The sequence below is a fragment of the Micromonospora coriariae genome (assembly GCF_900091455.1).
GTDB classification, from domain to species: domain Bacteria; phylum Actinomycetota; class Actinomycetes; order Mycobacteriales; family Micromonosporaceae; genus Micromonospora; species Micromonospora coriariae.
Map to the genome: position 1 here is coordinate 5160683 of NZ_LT607412.1, position 19089 is coordinate 5179771.

General features: G+C 69.6%; 17 protein-coding genes. 10 read left to right on the forward strand and 7 right to left on the reverse strand.

Features of this window, described 5'->3' with window-relative positions; translation table 11 throughout:
• Positions 1-28 precede the first annotated feature (28 nt).
• Positions 29-829, forward strand: coding sequence for a DUF4352 domain-containing protein (locus GA0070607_RS24025; protein WP_089020193.1), 801 nt, complete (start codon positions 29-31; stop codon positions 827-829).
• A 194-nt stretch (positions 830-1023) separates the two neighbouring features.
• On the opposite strand, the gene GA0070607_RS24030 is transcribed toward GA0070607_RS24025, so the two are convergent.
• A complete protein-coding gene (locus GA0070607_RS24030) occupies positions 1024-2805 on the reverse strand; it encodes a DUF4091 domain-containing protein (protein ID WP_089020194.1) in 1782 nt (593 codons plus the stop codon).
• A 245-nt stretch (positions 2806-3050) separates the two neighbouring features.
• Between GA0070607_RS24030 and GA0070607_RS24035 the strand changes: the two genes are divergently transcribed.
• Both GA0070607_RS24035 and GA0070607_RS24040 read left to right on the forward strand, forming a co-directional pair.
• Positions 3051-4004, forward strand: a complete 954-nt coding sequence (locus tag GA0070607_RS24035; RefSeq protein ID WP_089020195.1) for a hexose kinase — start codon at positions 3051-3053, stop codon at positions 4002-4004.
• The gene (locus GA0070607_RS24040; protein WP_089020196.1) at positions 4001-4834 is read left to right on the forward strand and encodes a class II fructose-bisphosphate aldolase; all 834 of its coding nucleotides are present in this window, start codon (positions 4001-4003) and stop codon (positions 4832-4834) included. Before GA0070607_RS24035 ends, GA0070607_RS24040 begins: the two co-directional genes overlap by 4 nt.
• 15 nt (positions 4835-4849) lie before the next feature.
• Here GA0070607_RS24040 and GA0070607_RS24045 read toward each other — a convergent pair whose 3' ends face one another.
• From GA0070607_RS24045 to GA0070607_RS24060, 4 genes are read right to left on the reverse strand one after another with little or no spacing between them, the layout of a single operon-like run.
• The gene (locus tag GA0070607_RS24045) at positions 4850-5674 is read right to left on the reverse strand and encodes a DeoR/GlpR family DNA-binding transcription regulator (RefSeq protein WP_089020197.1); all 825 of its coding nucleotides are present in this window, start codon (positions 5672-5674) and stop codon (positions 4850-4852) included.
• Complete coding sequence (locus GA0070607_RS24050; protein WP_197701146.1) at positions 5671-6597, reverse strand: carbohydrate ABC transporter permease; 927 nt, start codon at positions 6595-6597, stop codon at positions 5671-5673. The genes GA0070607_RS24045 and GA0070607_RS24050 overlap by 4 nt, the downstream gene beginning before the upstream one ends.
• 3 nt (positions 6598-6600) lie before the next feature.
• Positions 6601-7527 carry a carbohydrate ABC transporter permease gene (locus GA0070607_RS24055; RefSeq protein ID WP_197701147.1) on the reverse strand — a complete coding sequence of 309 codons (927 nt, stop codon included), beginning with the start codon at positions 7525-7527 and terminating at the stop codon, positions 6601-6603.
• Between the two features lie 21 nt (positions 7528-7548).
• On the reverse strand, positions 7549-8781 hold the full coding sequence (locus tag GA0070607_RS24060; protein WP_089020199.1) for an extracellular solute-binding protein: 1233 nt from the start codon (positions 8779-8781) through the stop codon (positions 7549-7551).
• Positions 8782-9089: 308 nt separating this feature from the next.
• Here GA0070607_RS24060 and GA0070607_RS24065 point away from each other — a divergent pair, with 308 nt between their 5' ends.
• From GA0070607_RS24065 to GA0070607_RS24080, 4 genes are all read left to right on the forward strand, one after another.
• Positions 9090-9983: an SIS domain-containing protein gene (locus GA0070607_RS24065; protein WP_089020200.1), complete on the forward strand. Its 894-nt coding sequence runs from the start codon at positions 9090-9092 to the stop codon at positions 9981-9983.
• Positions 9984-10119: 136 nt separating this feature from the next.
• A complete protein-coding gene (locus tag GA0070607_RS24070; protein ID WP_089020201.1) occupies positions 10120-11619 on the forward strand; it encodes a Gfo/Idh/MocA family protein in 1500 nt (499 codons plus the stop codon).
• Between the two features lie 123 nt (positions 11620-11742).
• Positions 11743-12681: an ROK family protein gene (locus GA0070607_RS24075; RefSeq protein WP_089020202.1), complete on the forward strand. Its 939-nt coding sequence runs from the start codon at positions 11743-11745 to the stop codon at positions 12679-12681.
• On the forward strand, positions 12678-13685 hold the full coding sequence (locus GA0070607_RS24080; protein ID WP_197701148.1) for a TAXI family TRAP transporter solute-binding subunit: 1008 nt from the start codon (positions 12678-12680) through the stop codon (positions 13683-13685). The genes GA0070607_RS24075 and GA0070607_RS24080 overlap by 4 nt, the downstream gene beginning before the upstream one ends.
• Positions 13686-13722: 37 nt before the next feature.
• Here the strand turns inward: GA0070607_RS24080 and GA0070607_RS24085 are convergent, their stop codons facing one another.
• Positions 13723-15204 carry a sensor histidine kinase gene (locus GA0070607_RS24085; protein WP_089020204.1) on the reverse strand — a complete coding sequence of 494 codons (1482 nt, stop codon included), beginning with the start codon at positions 15202-15204 and terminating at the stop codon, positions 13723-13725.
• 6 nt (positions 15205-15210) lie between these two features.
• Positions 15211-15894, reverse strand: a complete 684-nt coding sequence (locus tag GA0070607_RS24090; protein ID WP_089020205.1) for a response regulator transcription factor — start codon at positions 15892-15894, stop codon at positions 15211-15213.
• A 144-nt stretch (positions 15895-16038) separates the two neighbouring features.
• Between GA0070607_RS24090 and GA0070607_RS24095 the strand changes: the two genes are divergently transcribed.
• From GA0070607_RS24095 to GA0070607_RS24105, 3 genes are read left to right on the forward strand one after another with little or no spacing between them, the layout of a single operon-like run.
• Positions 16039-17061: a tripartite tricarboxylate transporter substrate-binding protein gene (locus GA0070607_RS24095; protein ID WP_197701149.1), complete on the forward strand. Its 1023-nt coding sequence runs from the start codon at positions 16039-16041 to the stop codon at positions 17059-17061.
• A gap of 1 nt (position 17062) precedes the next feature.
• Complete coding sequence (locus GA0070607_RS24100) at positions 17063-17524, forward strand: tripartite tricarboxylate transporter TctB family protein (protein WP_157743240.1); 462 nt, start codon at positions 17063-17065, stop codon at positions 17522-17524.
• 20 nt (positions 17525-17544) lie between these two features.
• A complete protein-coding gene (locus GA0070607_RS24105; RefSeq protein WP_089020207.1) occupies positions 17545-19050 on the forward strand; it encodes a tripartite tricarboxylate transporter permease in 1506 nt (501 codons plus the stop codon).
• The last annotated feature ends 39 nt before the right edge of the window (positions 19051-19089 follow it).

Consider the following 19089-nt stretch of genomic DNA (forward strand, 5'->3'; position numbering starts at 1 on the left):
CCCGCAGACCTGGGAGACCCACGCGCCAATGACCGCCCCCTACGATCCTGCGCAGAACCAGCCGTCGTCCGCCAGCCAGCAGCCGACGCCGCCGACCGCCCAGTTCGCCCAAGTACCCGCCGGCCAGTACCCGCCGCCGCCTCCGGGCCAGTACCCGCCGCCTGTCGCACCGCCGACGCCTCCCGCCCGCAAGCGACAGTGGCTGATTCCCACCCTCATCGGCGTCGTTGCGGTCGTGGTGCTCTGCTGCGGTGGCGGGCTTGTGATCGGCCTGACCAGCGACGACAAGAAGGCTGACGTCTCCGCGAGCACCGACATCCCCGCCTCAAGCCCCAGCCTCTCCACCCCGGCGGCGGAGGCGGCCGCGCCGACGAAGCCTGCCCCGGTGAAGACGACCGCCGCCCCGGCCCCGCCCAAGCCCAAACCGTTCGGCATCGGCGACAAGGTGCGCGGCGGTGACTTCGAATTCACCGTCAACAGCGTGCGGTGCGGGATCTCCAAAGTGGGTAGCGATTTCCTGAACACCAAGGCGCAGGGCACCTTCTGCAAGGCAAGCGTGACCGTCAAGAACGTCACCAAGAGCGCCCACACCTTCCACGCCGACGGCACCCTCAGCGCGCAGGACGGATCCGGCCGAGAGTACGAGGCCGACGGCGAGGCCGCGATCTACGGCAACACCGACGGGCAGGGCTTCCTCGACGAGATCAACCCGGGCAACTCGGTGAAGGCCAACGTCTACTTCGACGTGCCGAAGGGCACGAAGCTGAAGACGATCACGTTCGACGCGGGCCTGTTCACTCTCGCGGAGGACGCCGTCGTCACCCTCTGACGACTCCTGCCTTCGGGGGTTTCAGGCCCGCCCCATGGCTTCGAGCGCTGTGCCGCCCACCGAGGTTGTCGGTGGGCGGCACTCGCTCGGGCAACCTGATCGTTTCCCCACCTACCATCGGTCGGGCACGGGTGGCCCTGGACCACGTCACCCCCGTGGCGTGCCGCAGGTTGGATTGCGGGTGGCGCCTGTGGTCAGTCGGTCGGGTAGTCCGCCAATGCATTGACCACCGCCGCTCGGGCGTCGAGCAGCGCCTGGTAGGCGGCGGGCCCGGGAGTGGCCGTGGGTTCGACACCGGCCAGTGCGGCCACCCGTGCCGGGTGGTCCTGGCCACCGCGTTCGGCTAGCTGGTCGAGCAGGGCGAAGTCCTCCTGACCGTCGCGGAACAGCTCCCACCGGATACTCGACACCGGTCCGTCCTTGCCCGGGTAGACGAGGTACTCGTCGCCCTGGCGGTAGCGGTAGGACCCGTCGGTGTACGGGTCCTGCGGCCACGAGTTGTACGCCCAACGCAGGTAGCCGTCGAGGTTGCGTTGTGCGCTGAGCCAGGACAGCACTCGTGCGCCGAGGGGTGCGGCCGGGGTCACGGTGTTCGGGTAGGGCGGGTTGGACCAGGTGTAGAAGGTGGTCTTCTTGCCCTCCGCCCGGCGCCGGTCGATCATCTCCTGAGACCAGTTGTCAACGTCGGAGTAGTTGAGCGAGAGGTCCTGCGCGAACGCGTCAGTGCTCGCGGATCCGGCGATCGCGATCTGGTCGACGAAGACCGGTGCGACCTCCCGGACCAGGTCGATGGCCACCTGCATCTCGCTCGCGGGCCGCTCGTCGAAGGCGAGGTAGGTCCGGTCCAACCAGCCCCGGTCCCGTACGTGGTCCTCGAACGCGACGAGGAACGCCGACCAGGCGTCCTTCCACTCCGCGCCACCCAACGACACCTCCTGGTCCACCCGCTGACCGGTCCGGGTGTCGGTGTAGACGACGTGCTGGTAGCCCCGGAACATCAACAGCCCGAAGGCGTGGATGTACGGGCCGACGCCGGCTCGCATTCCCTCCTCGACCAGTCGGTCCCAGTTCGCGAAGTCGAAGGACCACTGCTCGCCGTCGTGGAACCAGTCGACGGTCGAGTGGTACGGCACGTAGGTCTGCGACCGCCACTGGCCGTCCGGCCACAGCACCGGCCACGGGTCCTCAGCGACCGCCGAGTTGATGACGCGCTGGCCGCGCGAGGCCAGGTCCTCCAGGTACGGCCGGATGGCCTTGAAGTGCTGGTCGGACCACAGTTCCAGGCCGGCCTGCTCGGCGACGGTGTCCGGCTGGAACCAGAGATTCAGGTGGAAGTCCCGCTCGGCGACCGGCGGTAGGGTCACGTCGGCAACCGTCACCGTCAGGTCGTACTCGATCGCCTCGACCTTGTGGGCGGTCACGGTGACCCGGCTGTGATAGGTGCCTGGGCGGGCGTCCGGTGGTACGGCGAGGGTGAACCAGACCGGCTGCGCCTGGCCGGCGGGCACGTCCACCCGGTCGACCTCGCGCAGCGGGTCGGCGATCGTCCCGCCCCGGTCGTCCGGGATGTACGCGGGATAGCGGATCTGGATCGCCTTCGCGATCGCGCCGCCCTTGCCGGCCGGCTTCAACGGTCCCACCTGCACGTGGAGTTCTTCGAGGTCCTGACCGCTGGCCACGGCGATCTGGGCGGACGCGTGTCCGCCCCGGACGGTCGCCAAGGACAGCTTTCGGTCGTGGCTGGTGGGCACCGACTCCGGAGCGGCCTGCGGGACGCGCTCGAACGACGAGGACGCGAAGTCGCCGGTCGGTACCCAGACCTTGAGGACGTCCGCGGGTGGCTGCGCGCTGGCCGCAGTGGGTGTGACGACGGATCCGACCAGGAGCGCGACGGCCGCGAGCCCCACGCCGAAACGGCGGGATCGGACCACTGTGGTGGGTTGAGAGGTGATGGTCGACTGTGCGGAAGGAGGCATGTGACCAACTCCTGTGAGCGATATTGCCGGGATCCGACTGATAGCGATCAGTATTGATCAGGGTCCGCCGCGAGGCAAGAAGCCACTTTGGACGTCTGGCCTTGCTGGTCGGGTGCCGGCCCGCGCCGACCGGGCGGAGGGGGTGCGCGATAGCGACAGATTCTTGTTAATATCGAGCATGAAACTCCATGCTGAGCTGCCGGCACCGAACCCCGACGAGGAGTCACGATGACCGAGCGGGAAACGTGATTCTCGCCGTTGCGCCGAACCCGGCGCTCGACGTGACCTATGGGCTGGGGGAACTGCACCGGGGCCGGGTGCAGCGGGTGCGGACCGTCAGCGAACGCCCCGGTGGCAAGGCCGTCAACGTCGGCCGGGTGCTGCACGACCTGGGGGAGCGGGTTCTCGTCACCGGCATGTCCGGCGGTCCGGGGGGCGTGGCCCTGCGGGCCGCCCTCGACCGGGCCGGCGTGCCGGAAGACCTGCTCGACGTACTGCCGGACGTCCGGCGCACGCTGGTCGTCCACGAGACCAACGGAGTGACGACGTCGCTGTGGGAGCCCGGTCATCCACCGGTGGACCCGTCGGCAGCCGCCGACGCCCTGACCCGGCACGTGAGCGAACTCCTGGCCGGCGCCGACGCGCTGGTCGTCTCCGGCAGCCTGCCGCCCGGCGTGGACCCCGGGCTTCCGGCCCGCCTGGTCGACGCGGCGGTGTCCGCCGGAGTGCCCGCCGTCGTGGACGTCAGCGGCCCGGCCCTGCAGGTGGCGGCGACAGCTGGCGGGGCGGTGCTGATGCCGAACGCGGACGAGATGGCCGAGTTGGTGGGTCACCGGCCCTCGACGCCGGCCGAGGCCGTACGGGCGGCCCGCCGGCTGCTGCCCCCCGCCGGCCGGGTCGCCGCCGTCGTGCTGACCCTGGGCGCCGACGGAATGGCCGTTGTGCGACCGGATCGGGCCATGCTGGCGGCGCCGCCGGAGCGGGTCGAGGGGAACGCGACCGGCGCCGGCGACGCGGCCTGCGCGGCCGTCGCCCGGCAACTCGCGGCCGCCGGGTCGCTGGACGCCGTCGACTGGCGCGGCCTGCTCGTCGACGCGGTGGCGCTGTCGGCCGCGGCGGTGCTGCGTCCGGTCGCCGGTGAGGTGGACGTCCGTGCCTACCGGCGCTGGCGTGATCAGGTGAGAGTGGAGGAAGCATGACTCTGGCTTCGATGGCGGAACTCGTCATCCCGGCAGCGCGGGACCGTCGGGCCGTCGGGGCGTTCAACGTCATCCAGCTTGAGCATGCCGAGGGCATCGTGGCCGGCGCCGAGAGCGCTGGACGCCCGGTGGTGCTGCAGCTGTCGGAGAATACGGCCCGCTACCACGGCAGCCTGGCGCCGCTGGCGCTGGCCTGCCTCCGGATCGCGGCGGAAGCGTCCGTGCCGGTCTGCGTACACCTGGATCACGCCACCCGGCGTGAGCTTGTCGAGCAGGCGGTCGAACTCGGCGTGCCCTCGGTGATGGTCGACGCGTCCGGGCACTCGTACGAGAAGAACGTCGCACTGACCGCGGAACTCGCCGCCTGGTGCCAGTCGCGCGGAGTCTGGGTCGAAGCCGAACTCGGTGCGATCGGCGGCAAGGACGGCGCGCACAAGCCCGGCGTACGGACCGACCCGGACGAGGCGGCCGCCTTCGTCGCCGCCACCGGCGTCGACGCGCTCGCGGTAGCGGTCGGCTCCTCACACGCGATGCTGAGCCGTGACGCGGTCCTCGACGACGAACTGATCGCCGCGATCGCGGCGAAGGTGCCGGTGCCGCTGGTCCTGCACGGCTCGTCCGGGGTCTCCGAGGCGGGCCTGCGGTCGGCAGTCGCGCACGGGATGGCGAAGATCAACATCGCGACCCATCTCAACGCGTCCCTCACGGGTGCGGTCCGGCGCGCGCTCGCCGCCGACGAGGACCTGGTCGACCCGCGCAAGTACCTCGGACCGGGCAGGGACGCGGTAGCCGGGCAGGTCGCCCACCTGGTCACCCTGCTCGCCCCGTGACGGCGCGGGCCGGCCTCAGGCCAGCAGCACGTTGACCCCGGCGGCGCGCAGGTCGGCGACGACCTTCGCATCCGCGCCGTCGTCGGTCACCAGGGTGTCCACCGCGTTGACGTCGCAGATCCGGGCAAAGGAGTGCCGGCCCAGCTTCTCCGAGCCGGCCACGACGACGACCCGACGGGACCGCCGGACCATCGTCGCGTCGATGCCCGCCTCACCCTCGTCGTGACAGGACGTGCCGCCGTCGGGGGAGAACGCGTCGACCCCGAGGATCAGCACGTCGAGCCACAGCTCGTTCAGGACCATCGTGGCCAGCGGCCCGGTCAGCTCGTACGACTGGGGCAGTGCCACACCGCCGAGGATGACTGTGCGGACGTGGCGTCGCAGCACCATCTCCGTGGCGATGTTGAGTGCGTTCGTCACCACCGTCACGGCCGGCCGCTGAACGGCCTGTGCGAGGTCGACCCGCGCGGCGAGGCGTCGGGCCGTCGCGGACGTGGTCGTGCCACCGTTGAAGGCGACGACGTCGCCCAGTTCGACGAGTTCGCAAGCGATCGCGGCGATGCGCTCCTTGGCGCCGTTGTCGCCCCGGTCCCGGTAGCGGACCGGCAGGTCGTACGAAACGGACGTGGCTACGACGCCGCCGTGCGTCCGAGCCGCCAACTGCTGCTCGGCCAGGGTGGTGAAGTCCCGGCGGACCGTCGCCTCGGAGACCTGCAGGGCGCTGGCCGCTTCGGCGACGGACAGCCTGCCGCGCGCGCCCAGGATGTCGAGCAGCGCCTGTAGGCGCTGGGCGCGGTCACGGCCGTCCGCCCGGTCGGCGGCGGCCTCGACCGTGCTCACTTGATGGCCCCCGCCGTGAGACCTGCCACCAGGCGCTTTTCCACCAATGCGAAGAGAATGATCACGGGCACGATGCCGACGATAGAGACTCCGAAGACGTATTGCCACGCCGAATCGTACTGGCCGACGAATTTTGTGATGGCTACGGTCAGCGGCTGGTTCTCCGCCGTGGTCAAGATGACGAGGCTGGCCGCGAACTCGTTCCAGCATGCGACGAACGTGAAGATGATCGCGGTGACGATGCCCGGCCAGACCACCGGCAGGGTCACCCGCCGCAGCGTCTGCAGTTTGCTGGCACCGTCGATCATTGCCGCCTCGTCTATCTCCTTGGGCACCCCGGCGAAGAAGCTGTGCATGATCCACACCGCGAAGCTGAGGTTGAACGCGCCGTTGACGAGGATCATAGCGAGCCAGGTGTCGTCGATGCCGATCGCGAGGAACTGCCGGAACAGTCCTGCCGCGAGTACGGTCGGCTGGAGCATCTGGGTCACCAGCACCAGGAGCAGGAACGCCAGTCGTCCGGGAAAGCGGTGCTTGGCCGTGTAATAGGCGGCGGGCATGGCCACCACCAGGACCAGCAGTGTGCCGCAGACAGAGATGATTATCGTGGAGACCAGGTTGTAGGCGAGCGGTGTCTCCGGTGTGGACCACATCGACGCGTAGTTCGACGGCACCCATTCGGTCGGCAGGTATGTGGCTGGAATGCGCAGGATCTCCGAATGCCGCTTGAACGAGCCGATCAACATCACCAGGTAGGGCGCCAGGAAGAACAACGCCACCACCGCGCCGGCCGATGCCATCAACCACCGGCGGCCGCCACGGGGGTGTCTGCCACGGCTCCGGGTGCGACCATTGACCCCGCCCGCGCGCACCGACTTCTCGGCGCGCTCATCGTCCTGAGATGTGGTTGCCGTCGTCGCCAAGGCTCACTCGTCCCTCATCGGCCGGACAACCCGGAGGTAGATACCGATGACCGCGAGGACGATGACGAAGTTCACGACACTCAGTGCGCTCGCCGTCTCGACCTGGCGGTCCTGCTGGATGTATTTGAAGATCAACGTGGTGGTGGTGTCCGCGTCGTACCCGGGAATGCTGCCGGTGAGCGTGCGGAGGATGGGCAGCGAGTTGAAGACGTTTATGATGTTGATCAGCACGGCGACGGCGATCGCAGGCCGCAGGACCGGGAAGATCACGCTCCAGTAGGTCCGCACCGGTCCGGCGCCGTCCACTGAGGCAGCTTCCACCACCTCGCGCGGCACCATTTGCAAGCCAGCGAGGATCGTGTACGTGGTGAACGGCAGCGAGACGAACACCGCCACTCCCATGGCCACCAGGAAGGCCGGCACCGGCTGTCGAGTGAAGCCGAACCCGGTGTCCAAAATCCCGAGGTCGATCAGGAACTGGTTCATGACGCCGTAGAAGGGATCGAGTCCGTAGTAGAAGACGGTGGCTGTCATCACGACACTGGCCGCCCACGGGACGATGACCGCGAGTCGAACCAGTCGGCGTCCGGGAAAGGCCTTGTCAAGGAATTGCGCGAGCGCCATGGAGACGAGCACTGTCACCACGACGACGCCGACCACCCAGACCGCGGTGTTGAGCAGCACCCTGCCCAACGCGGGGGAGTCGAACAGCGTCACATAATTGTCGAACCCGGCCGAGCCGCGGTCCACTCCGACTGGTGATACGTCCCGGGTCGAGGTCCAGACCAGATAGCCGGCCGGGAACAGGACGATTGTGACAATCAGCGTCAGCGCCGGCAACAGCCATGGAAGTGCCGCCACCAGGTCCCGGCGTGCCTGGCGACGTGCCGGGATCGCGGGTGTCGGCACTTCCATGAGTTGGTTGGTCATCACTTGTGAATCGCGCAGGCTCTAGCCGTTGGCCTTGGCCTGGATTTCATCCAGCACCGCCCCGGGGCTCTTGCCCTGCCCGATCTGGCCCATCAGGCTCTGCATCGCGCCCTGGGTCGTCGCCCATTGCGGGTTCGTGCTGGGGTAGAACCGGGCGCTGGGCAGGACCTCGAGGAAGCTCGCGATCTCCTTCTTGCCCGCCAGCGCCGCTGCACCGGACTTGGTGGTGGGCAGGAATCCCTCGGTGTCGACGAACTTCGTGTAGACCGGCGCGCTGAACACGTAGTCCAGGAAGGCCTTGACCGCTTCCTGCTTGTCACCCTTGTTCTTGAACGCCATCAGGTGGTCGGCGACCCCGAGGGTCATCGGCTGGCCGTTCTTGGTGGGGATCGGCGCGCTCGCGTACTTGAGGTTCGGGTTCTTCTCCGCGATCTGCCCGACGGTGGGCGGGAGCGCCACCACCATGCCAATCTTGCCCTGGATGAACACGTCCAGCATGGGGGTCCGGTCGGACGCCCCGGGGTCGGGCTGGGTGGCCTTTTCGTCGATCATGCGTTTCATGAACGTGACGGCTTCGAGGTTCGCGGGGGTGTTGACCGCGATGGCCGAACCACTGGTCCACGACCCGCCGTTGCCGAAGGTCCAGATTGAGGTCTCGCCCTGGGCCTCCTCGCTGCCCAGTGGCATGCCGTAGCCGTAGACGCCGTCGCCGAGAGCGGCCACCTTCTTCGCCGCGTCGAGCAACTGGTCCCAGGTCTTGGGCGGTGCCGTGACGCCGGCCCGCTCCAACAGCTCCGTGTTGTAGAACATGGTGCGGGCCGACGCGATAAGTGGCAGGCCGTACATGGTGCCGTCGATCGAGGCGTTGTCCGCGAAGGACTGCTGGAAGTCCGCCACGGTGTTCGCCGAGACCATTTCGTCGGCGGAGTACAACAGGTCGTCCGCCGCGAAGCCCGAGAAGGCGTCGATGTTGAGGATGTCCGGTGCGGCGTTCGACTGGACCTTGGTACGGACAACGTCGTTGATGTTGTCCCAGGACTGGATCTCCAGCTCCACGTTGATGTCCGAGTGGGCAGCCTCAAAGTCGGCGATGATGCCCTCCCAGAGCGTCTTGGTGCCGTCGCTGTAGCTGGGCACCAGGAACGACAGCGTGTTGCCGCCCTCACTCTGACCGTCGCCGCCGCCGAAGCCGCAACCTGTCAGCGTCAGGCCGGCAACCGCTACGGCTGCCCACGAACGCACGAATCTCTTCATTTCCGCCTCCACCGGCGCAGGGACATCGCCAAAGTCGTGATCGGAATTCTGCCTGGCCGTGATCGTTCGTGACTGGTTCGAGTCGGAACCTTCCACGATCATGCCGCTGTTGGTGGGATTCTGCGGTGCGGTCTTGAGTGGCGTCAAGGTCTTTCACCGTCGCTGCTGCTCAAGCCCCGAGTGACCTCTGGGCACCCCACTGCAAGTTACTGACTGGTTCAGCGAGCTTCTTGACAGATTCGATCAGGCCGATCCATTCTGGACGCGCTCCAGATCCGCTCGCATGAACCATGAGGACGAGGCACCCGATGAGTGAAGGCACCTTCCTGGCGGCCGAGATCGCGACCCAGCCGGACGACTGGCTCCGTGTCCTGGACGTGCTGCCCTCGGTGGCGATGGACCTCCCGCAACCTGGCGAGCGAGTCGCGGTGCTCGGATGTGGAACATCGCTGTTCATCGCCCAGGCCTACGCGGCCCTGCGGGAGAGCGCCGGCGAGGGCAGCACTGACGCCTGGCCGGCCAGTGAGCACCAGCTCGGCCGTGGCTATGACCGGGTGCTCTGCATTACCCGCTCGGGCACCACGACCGAGGTGCTCGACGTCCTCAAGCAGTACCGGGATCGGGTGTCGACCACCGTGATCACCGCTGACGGGACGTCGCCGGCGGTGAGCCTGGCCCGTCCGGTGGTGCTCGCCGAGGTCGACGAGCGTTCGGTCGTGCAGACGCGCTTCGCGACGACCACCCTCGCGCTGTTGCGGGCGGCCCTCGGCCACGATCTGCGTCCGGTCGCCGAACAGGCACGGCAGGTTCTCGAGCGTGGCGTCGACGCGACCAGTCCGGCCGCGACGGCCGACCAGATCACCTTCCTCGGACGCGGCTGGACGGTCGGGCTCGCGCACGAGGCGGCCCTGAAGCTACGCGAGACGACTCAACTGTGGACCGAGTCCTACCCCGCGATGGAATACCGGCACGGCCCGCTCAGCATCACCGCGCCCGGCCGGGTCGTCTGGGCGTTCGGAGACGTCCCCGTCGGCCTGCCGGACCAGGTCCGGGCGACCGGGGGGCACTTCGAGTGGTCCGAGGTGGACCCGCTCGCCGACCTGGTCCGCGTCCAACAGATGTGCCTGCTGCGAGCCGAAGCAGCAGGGCTCGACCCCGACCAGCCGCGCAACCTGTCCCGGTCGGTCATCCTCGACAGCTGACCGCTCGACCCTCGGGTCAGATGCCTGAGGTAGCCGGGCCGGGTGGTCCGTCGCCGACTGATCCCCGCGTCGGCCAGCACGGCTTAGCAAGTGTGCCCGCGTGACACGTCACATTCCCGCAGAGGAGCTGATCCACGTGAGTCCCAACGAAGCCAGCCCGAACGAGTCCACCGCGGCAGCCGGGTCCCACCCGTCGCGTCGCAACGTCCTGAAGGGCGTGGGGGCGCTGGGCGCCGCCGCCGGGCTTGGCGGCGCCCTCCTGCCCGGCACGGCGGCCGGTGCGGCGCCCGCCGCCGAACCCGCCCGGATCAAGGGCAAAGAGAAGTCCATGGTCAACGTGCCCTTCGAGGGCTTCGACGAGGTGCGCGTCGGCATCATCGGCCTGGGCAACCGCGGCGGGGACCAGGCCATGCGGTGGGCCGCCGTCTCCACGATCACCGCGGTCTGCGACATCCGGCCCGACCACGTCGCGGAGACCATCAGCCGAGTCATGGCCCAGGGCTTCCAGGACAAGGAGCCGGTCGGCTACTCCAACGGCGAGGAGGACTTCGAACGGCTCGTCCGCCGAGACGACATCGACCTGATCTACGTCGCCACGCCGTGGGAGTGGCACCACCCGATGGCCAAGGCGGCCATGGAGAACGGCAAGCACGTCGCCATCGAGCTGCCGATCGCGCCGCACCTGGACGACATCTGGGACCTGGTCCGTACCTCCGAGCGCACCGGCAAGCACTGCATGCTGCTGGAGAACGTGAACTACTTCCGCCCCGAGATGCAGATGTTCAACCTGGCCAAGGCGGGGCTTTTCGGCGAGTTGCAGCACGCCTCCGGTGGCTATGTCCACGACCTGCGCTGGCCGTACACCTTTGGGGGCGCCTACTACCCGGAGCACTGGCGCCGGCGCTGGCAGACCCGCATGAACGCCGCCCACTACCCGATGCACGGGCTCGGGCCGGTCTCGGCCTGCCTGGACATCAACCGCGGCGACCGCTTCGACGAACTCGTCGCGGTCGCCTCGCGGCCCAAGGCGCTGGCCCTGTTCCGCGAAGAGGACCCGCGGGTTGGCGCGGACCACCCGGCCTGGGACGACGACCCCTACATCTCGGGGGACCGCAAGCAGGTCTTCATCAAGACCGTCAACGACAGGTTCATCCGGGTCGAGCACGACGTGAACTCGCCCCACCCGTACAGCCGGGAGACCACGCTCACGGGGACCCGGGGTTCGCTGGAACTGGACAACGCCCGGATCTACCTGGAGTCGCTCGGTCACACGAACCACGCTTGGCGGACCGGCAGTGCCTTCAGCACGATCATGAACCAGCACGACCACTGGATCTGGCCGGCCCTGGAAAAGCTCGCCAGCCAGTACGGCGGACACGGCGGCGGCGACTTCATCTCCATCTTCCGGATGGTCCAGTTGATGCGCCTGGGCATGACCCCGGACATCGACGTCTACGACTCGGCGGCGTGGTGCTCGGTGATCCCGCTCAGCCACGAGTCGCTGAAGGGCAAGGGTTTCAAGTCGGTCAAGGTGCCCGACTTCACCCGCGGCCACTGGACGCAGGCACGCCCCACGTTCGACCGGCCGCGGCCGGAGGACCCGTGGCTGGACGGCGACGGCCGGCCGCGCCGGTAGGCACAGGCGCGGGCTGAGCTGACGCTACGCGGGGTCGGGTACGAACGGGTTCTCCGTGCCCGACCCCGATCAGCGCGGCGAACGGACCAGCAGGCTCGGTGCGAGCGGGGGCGAGGGCGAGCGGTGAGTGAAGGCGCGGTGGTCGTCGCCCTGGATGTGGGCGGCACGGGCATCAAGGCCGCGCTGGTTCGGCCGGATGGGACCAGCCAGCACACCGAACGGCACGCCACCTGTGCTGATCGGGGTCCGTCCGCGGTCGTGGAGACCGTCCTGTCCGTCGCCGGAGGGCTGGCTGACAGAGCCCGAGCCGATGGGTTGACTCCGGTGGCGGTGGGCATCGCGGTGCCCGGGGTGATCGATGAGGTGGCCGGTGTGGCGGTCTGGTCGGCGAACGTCGGCTTCCGGGACGTACCGTTGCGGGAGCTGGCGGTCGCGCGGCTCGGACTGCCCGTGGCGCTCGGGCACGACGTGCGGGTGGGCGGCGTGGCGGAGGCCCGGCTCGGTGCCGGCCGGGGTAGCCGACACGTGCTCTTCGTCGCGATCGGCACCGGCATCGCCGCCGCTCACGTGGTCGGCGGGTCGGCTTACGCGGGCGCTCATGGCGCCGCTGGCGAGCTCGGTCACATCGTGGTGCGGCCCGGCGGGCCGCGCTGCGGCTGCGGCCAGCTCGGTTGTCTGGAGGCGGTCGCTTCGGCGGCCGCGGTCGGCCGACGTTACGTGGAGCTGGCCGGTACGCCCGCTACCGCGGCTGACGTCGCCGCGCGGGCCGCCGCCGGGGAGGAACTCGCTGGGCGGGTGTGGCGCGACACGATCGACGCGCTCGCCGACGGGCTCCGCACCGGACAGGCGCTCTACGATGCGGAGGTGATCGTGATCGGCGGCGGCCTCGCCGAGGCCGGAGCCGGGTTGATCGATCCGCTCCGGGCGGCGCTGCGCGCGCGGCTCACGTTTCAGCGGGAGCCCCGGCTGACGCGCGCCGCACTCGGCGACGGGGCCGGCTGCCTCGGCGCCGCCCTACTCGCGCTCGACCGCCTTGAGGGAGGCGTGACAACGCCGCATTGATCGTTGTCATCGGCGCGCGACGGCTCCGTCCGTATCATCTCGGCATGGTGCTGAACGCGGAGCCACGGATCAGCCGGCGGGTGGCGCTCCTGGCCGCCGGAGGATTGCTCGTCGGCTGCTCCCAACAGCCCGAGGTCGACAAGGTCCACCTGCGACTGGCCACCGGGCCGGCGGGGGCGGTATACCGGCGCATCGGCGGTGCGCTGGCCGAGCACATCTCCGAGCAGGTGCCGGGCGCCACGGTGACCACCGTGCCGAGCGGGGCGTCCACCGACAACATCCGGATGCTGCGAGCCGGCGAGGCGCACCTGGGACTGACGAGTCTGGATGCGTTGATCACGACCGACGGCAGCGCGCCCGAGGGGCTCTCGGCGGTGTGCCGGCTCTACGACAGTCATCTGCATCTCGTGGTCATGGCGGGTTCAGCGATCCAGGAGTTCCGGAACCTTGAGGGCAAGCGCCTGTCCCTCGGTGCCCGCGATTCGGGCACCGAGTTCACGTCACTGCGGGTTCTGGGGCTCGGCCCGGTGAACGCCGCCATTCGGTACCTCAGCCAGGCCGAATCGGCGGCGGCACTGCGCGACGGCAGGATCGACGCGATGTTCTCCCTGACCGGCGTCCCGACACCCGCCATCACGGAGTTGGCCCAGCGGCACCCGATCCGGCTGATCCCGTTGGACGCACAGGCGGACGCGCTCTTCACGGCGTACCCGGGCCCCTACGCTCCGGCCACGATCCACGCGACCGCCTACGCCGGCGTCCCGGCCACCCGTACCGTCGCCGTGCCGAACGTGCTGCTCGCGCGCAACGACCTGCCCGACGACCTGGTCTACGCCATCACCGACACGATCTTCACGCACACCGGCACTATCGCTTCCGCCAGCCGGGGCGACGCCGCGGCCGTTCCCGAAGCGTGGCAGATCAACGTGCGTACCGGGATCTCCACGGCATCGGTTCCGCTCCATCCGGGCGCGGTGGCCTGGTTCCGCGACCGCAAGCGCTGACCAGGGACAGCGACAGGTTGGTGACGGGGCCGGGTCCTCAGACCGGAGACGGAGCCGGGGCGCCGGGAGACGACGCCACCTGCGCAACGACCGGCAACGCAAGCACTGCGGCGAACCCGTGCCCGGACCCGTCTGGACGCGGCAGGCCTTCCTCCAGCCGCAGCTCGCCTCCGGCCGCCCGGACCAGGTCGGCGCAGATCGCCAGCCCCAGGCCGGTACCGGACACGTTCTGGTGCCGCGGCGACCGCCAGAACCGTCGTAGCGCCTGGGCCCGCTCGGACACGTCGATCCCCTGCCCGTCGTCGCGGACCGCGACGGCGACCACGCCTCCGGCCGCGGAGCCGTTGCGGTTCCCGGCGCCCGCACCGGCGGGAACAACGCGGGCGGTCACCTCCACCGCCCGCGCGCCCGAAAGCCGTAACGCGTTGCTGATCAGCTCGTCCAGGATGCTGCCCAGTCCGCCTGGAGGCTCCAGCAGCCGCAGTCCCGGCGGCACGTCGACCGCCAGCGTCTGCCCCGCCGTCGCCGTCAACGCCCGCCACCGGACCACCCGGGTCGCCAGCACCTCGTCGAGGTCCACCGGCGACGCCGTCCGCATGCTCTCCATCCGCGCACTGGCCTGCAGCGAGTTCAGCATCCGCTGCATCGCCTTCAGTTCGTCGACGGCGACGTCGTACACCTGCCGTCCGTTGCCGTCCGGCCGCAGGTGCGGAGCCAGGCTCTCCACCGCGAGCCGGAGGCTGGTCAGCGGGTTGCGCAACTGGTGCGACGCGTCGGACACGAACGCCCGCTGCCGCTGCGCGGCGTTCTCGACGGCGTCCATCATGGTGTTGAACGACTCCGCCAGCCGCCGCAGCTCGATCGGGCCGGCCTCGGCGTCGGCGCGGATCGTCAGGTCGCCCTCGGAGATCCGCGAGGTCGCCGCGTCCAGCTTCCGGACCGGCCGCAGCACCCACGCCGATACCGGCCAGGCGACGGCCGCCAGTGCGATCAACGGCAGCAGCCCGAGCCCGGCGAGCCGGGCCCAGCGTACGAGGATGGTTTCGCGCGTCTTCGACAGGTCGGAGATCGTCACGACGGCGCCGACGACCTCACTGTCCCGGCCCACCGGCTCGGCCACGACGAGTGCGGAGTCGTCCCACGGCGCCCATTCCCAGGACGGTTCGGACCGCGCCCCGGCCAGCGCCGCGGTCACGATCCGGGGCAACGTCGGCTCGGCGCGCGCCGCCTCCTGGTACGCACCGGCCGGTCCGAGCAGCACCTCCCCGGACGTGTCGACCAGGGCGACCGGAATGCCGTAGAGCTCGTGGTAGCGCGTCAGTTCCTGCTGCAGCGCCTCGGTCCGCCCGGTCGCCAGCGCGGTCTCGGCAAGCGAGGCGAACCGGCCGACGTCGTTGAGCCGGTTGACGTACGTCTCCTGCATCTCCCGCTCAGCCACGGTGACGCTGAGCGGCACTCCGAGCGCCGCGACGAGCAGCACCGCGAGGGGAACGAGGACGACGAGCAGGCGGCGGTGCACGGCGGGTCAGCCGATCAGCTCCGGCTGGTCGGCCAGGAGCCGATAGCCGACGCCGTGGATCGTACGGATGATCACGTTCGGCCCCAGCTTGTGCCGTAACGCCGCGATGTGGGTGTCCAGGGTGCGACTCGACGACTCCCAGGTCGCGCCCCAGATCTGGTCGAGGATGACGTCGCGGCTGACCACGTTGGGCGCCCGCCGGGCCAGCAGCAGGAGCAGCTCGAACTCCTTGCGGGTCAACGGCACGGGCGTGCCGTCGACGGTGACCTCGCGGGTGCCGACGCCGATCCGCATCGGGCCGAGCAGGAGCGGCTCGTCCGAGTGGCTCAGGGCGCGAGCCGCCCGGGTACGCCGCAGGACGGCGTCGATCCGGGCGAGCAGCTCCGGGATGCCGAACGGCTTGACGATGTAGTCGTCAGCGCCGGCGCGCAGGCCGCGGACCCGCTCGTGCTCCTCGGACCGTGCGGTGACCGCGATGACGGCGGTCTCCGGGTGGTCACGCAGCTTCCGGATCACGTCGAGTCCGTCGCCGTCGGGCAGGCCCAGATCGACGAGCACCACGTCGGACGGCGTGGCGCGCACGGCCTCCGCGGCGGTGGCGATGCGGTGGACCTCGAAGCCCGCCTGGGTCAGGACGGTCACCAGGCCCAGCGCCACGCGGTCGTCATCCTCGATGACGGTTATCCGCATACCGGCGGATTGTACGGCCCGGGCCGACCCTCCGGTCAGCCCTCGAGTTCTTGGGATTTCTCTGACACCATCCGCGTCCCGGCCGGTCGAGACTGGGGCCACTCGTTCACCGACATATGCCCATGCGCTGATGAGGAGGCCGCTGTGAGAGAGACCAGCAGGTACCGGGCCACCGCGCGGATGGTCGCCGCGGTCGGCGTCGTCTCGCTCGTCGCCGCCTGCTCCGGCAACGGAGGCGCCAACGGCGGAGGCGACGCCGCGGGCTATCCGGACCAGAACATCACGATCGTCGTGCCGTTCAGCGCGGGGGGCCCGACAGACACCGTCACCCGCATGATCGCCGAGCCGATGGCCGCCAAGCTCGGCGCCAAGATCGTCGTTCAGAACGTCGAGGGCGCCGGCGGCACTGTCGGTGCCGGCGACGTCGCGCGGGCCGATCCGGACGGCTACACGGTGCTCATGCACCACATCGGTATGTCGACGGCGCCCGCCCTGTACAAGAACCTGGGCTACAAGCCGCTCGAGGACTTCGAGATGGTCGGACTCGTCACCGAGGTGCCGATGACGGTCGTCGCCCGCAAGGACTTCGCGCCCGCGACACTCCAGGACCTCGTGACCCACGTGAAGGCGAACGCCAACAAGGTCACCCTGGCCAACGCCGGCATCGGCGCCGCCTCCCACCTGTGCGGCCTACTGTTCCAGACCGCCGCCGGTGTCAAGCTCCAGGAGGTTCCGTATCAAGGCACCGGCCCTGCGCTGACCGACCTCGTCGGCGGCCAGGTCGACTTCATGTGCGACCAGACGACCAACACCAGCGGCCAGATCGCCGCGGGGAAGGTGAAGGCGTACGCGGTCACCACGCCGGAGCGCGTGAAGAGTCTTCCCGACCTGCCCACCACGGCCGAGGCCGGGCTGCCCCAGCTACAGGTCAGCGTGTGGCACGGTCTCTACGTCCCAGCCGGCACGCCACAGGAGATCGTCGAAAAACTGTCCGAGGCGCTGAAGGTGGCACTGGCCGACCAAGGGGTCATCGACCAGATGGCCAAGCTCGGCACCGCGCCGGTCCCGGCTCAGGACGCGACCCCGCAGGCGCACCGGGCCAAGCTCGAGGAGCAGCTGGGCACCTGGTCGAAGATCATCGCTGACGCCGGAGTCAAGGTTTCCTGAGGTGGAGCGCCGTCGGTCGTTCCCGGACCTCCTCGCCGGGGGAATCTTCGTCCTGATCGGTGGTGCGTTCGTGTGGGGGTCGCTCGGCTACCAGCTGGGCACCCCACTGCGGATGGGCCCCGGCGCCTTCCCGCTGCTGGTCGGCGCGACGGTGGCCGTCCTGGGCCTGGCGATCGTCATCAAGGGACTCATCGCCGGTGAGGTGGTCTCGTTCGGACCGGTCCCGTGGCGCGCGGTAGCCGCCATCGTGCTCGCGGTCGTGTTCTTCGGTTTCACCGTCCGGCGCCTCGGATTCGTACCGACGTCGGCGGTGACCGCCCTGCTCACCACGCTGGCCAGTTCCCGCGTTCGGCTGCTCACGGCCGTGGCCGTGGCCGCCGGGCTGACCGTGGCCAGCACGCTCATCTTCGTCGTCGGACTTCAGCTGCGGATCCCGCTATGGGGCCCGTGGCTGGGGTTCTGACGCGGCATCCGGACTGAGGCATGGAACTTCTCGACAACCTCGCGCTGGGCTTCTCGACCGCACTCCTGGTCCAGAACGTCCTCTACTGCTTCGTGGGAGTGCTGCTCGGGACCGCGGTCGGCGTGCTGCCCGGCATCGGGCCGACGGCTACGGTGGCGATGCTGCTGCCGATCACGTTCAGCTTCGAGCCGGTGACGGCGCTGATCATGCTGGCCGGTATCTATTACGGCGCCCAGTACGGCGGCTCGACGACCGCCATCCTGATCAACCTGCCCGGTGAGTCGTCGGCGGCGGTCACCGCGCTGGACGGGCACGAGATGGCCCGGCAGGGCCGGGCCGGTCCGGCCCTGGCCGCCGCCGCGGTCGGGTCCTTCATCGCGGGTACGGTGGCCACCGTCGCGCTGGCCGTCGCGGCCCCACCGCTGGCCAACGTCGCGTTGAAGTTCGGCCCGGCCGACTACTTCTCGCTCGTACTGCTCGGCCTGATCGTGTCGATCGCGCTGGCGCGCGGATCGGCGCTCAAGGCGCTGGCGATGATCGCGCTCGGCGTGCTGCTCGGCACGGTCGGCCAGGACATCTACACCGGCACGCCCCGGTTCGTGTTTGACCAGCGCGAACTGTACGGCGGTATCGACTTCGTGTCGGTCGCCGTCGGCATGTTCGGGGTGGCCGAGATTCTGCGCAACCTGGAGAACGAGCAGACCCGCACGGCAATCGTGGGCAAGGTGCGGAACCTCTGGCCGACCCGCGAGGACCGCCGCCGGATGGTCGGCCCGATCGCGCGCGGTACCGGTCTCGGGGCCGCGCTCGGCGTCCTGCCCGGCGGTGGCCACGTGCTGGCCTCGTTCACCTCGTACGCTGTCGAGAAGCGGATCTCGAAGCGGCCGCAGGAGTTCGGGCGCGGCGCGATCGAGGGTGTCGCCGGCCCCGAGTCGGCGAACAACGCCGCCGCGCAGACGTCGTTCATCCCGCTGCTCACCCTGGGTCTGCCCGCCCACCCGGTGATGGCGCTGATGGTCGGCGCGTTCATCGTCCACGGCATCACCCCGGGGCCGAACATCATCACCGACGAGCCGGCGCTGTTCTGGGGTCTGATCGCGTCGATGTGGATCGGAAACGCGCTGCTCGTGCTGCTGAACCTGCCACTGATCGGTATCTGGGTGCGGATGCTGCGCATCCCGTACCAGGTGCTGTTCCCGATGATCATTCTGTTCGCGGCGATCGGCACCTATTCGCTGGGCTTCAACGCGTACGACGTCTACGCGATCGCGTTCTTCGGCATCCTGGGCTACATCCTGATCAAGTGCGGCTGCGAGCCGGCGCCGCTGCTACTCGGCTTCGTCCTCGGCCCCTTGCTCGAGGAGAACCTGCGGAGGGCGCTCATCATCTCCCGCGGCGACGCGTCGGTCTTCCTGACCCGGCCGATCTCCGCAGTGCTCCTGGCCCTGACCGTGGCAGCGCTCGCCGTCGCCGCACTCCCGACGATCCGCAAGCGTCGCGAGATCGTGTTCGCCGAGGAGGAGTAGGGGCCCCGGATTGTGGGCCCCTCCGGTGCGACCGGTTGG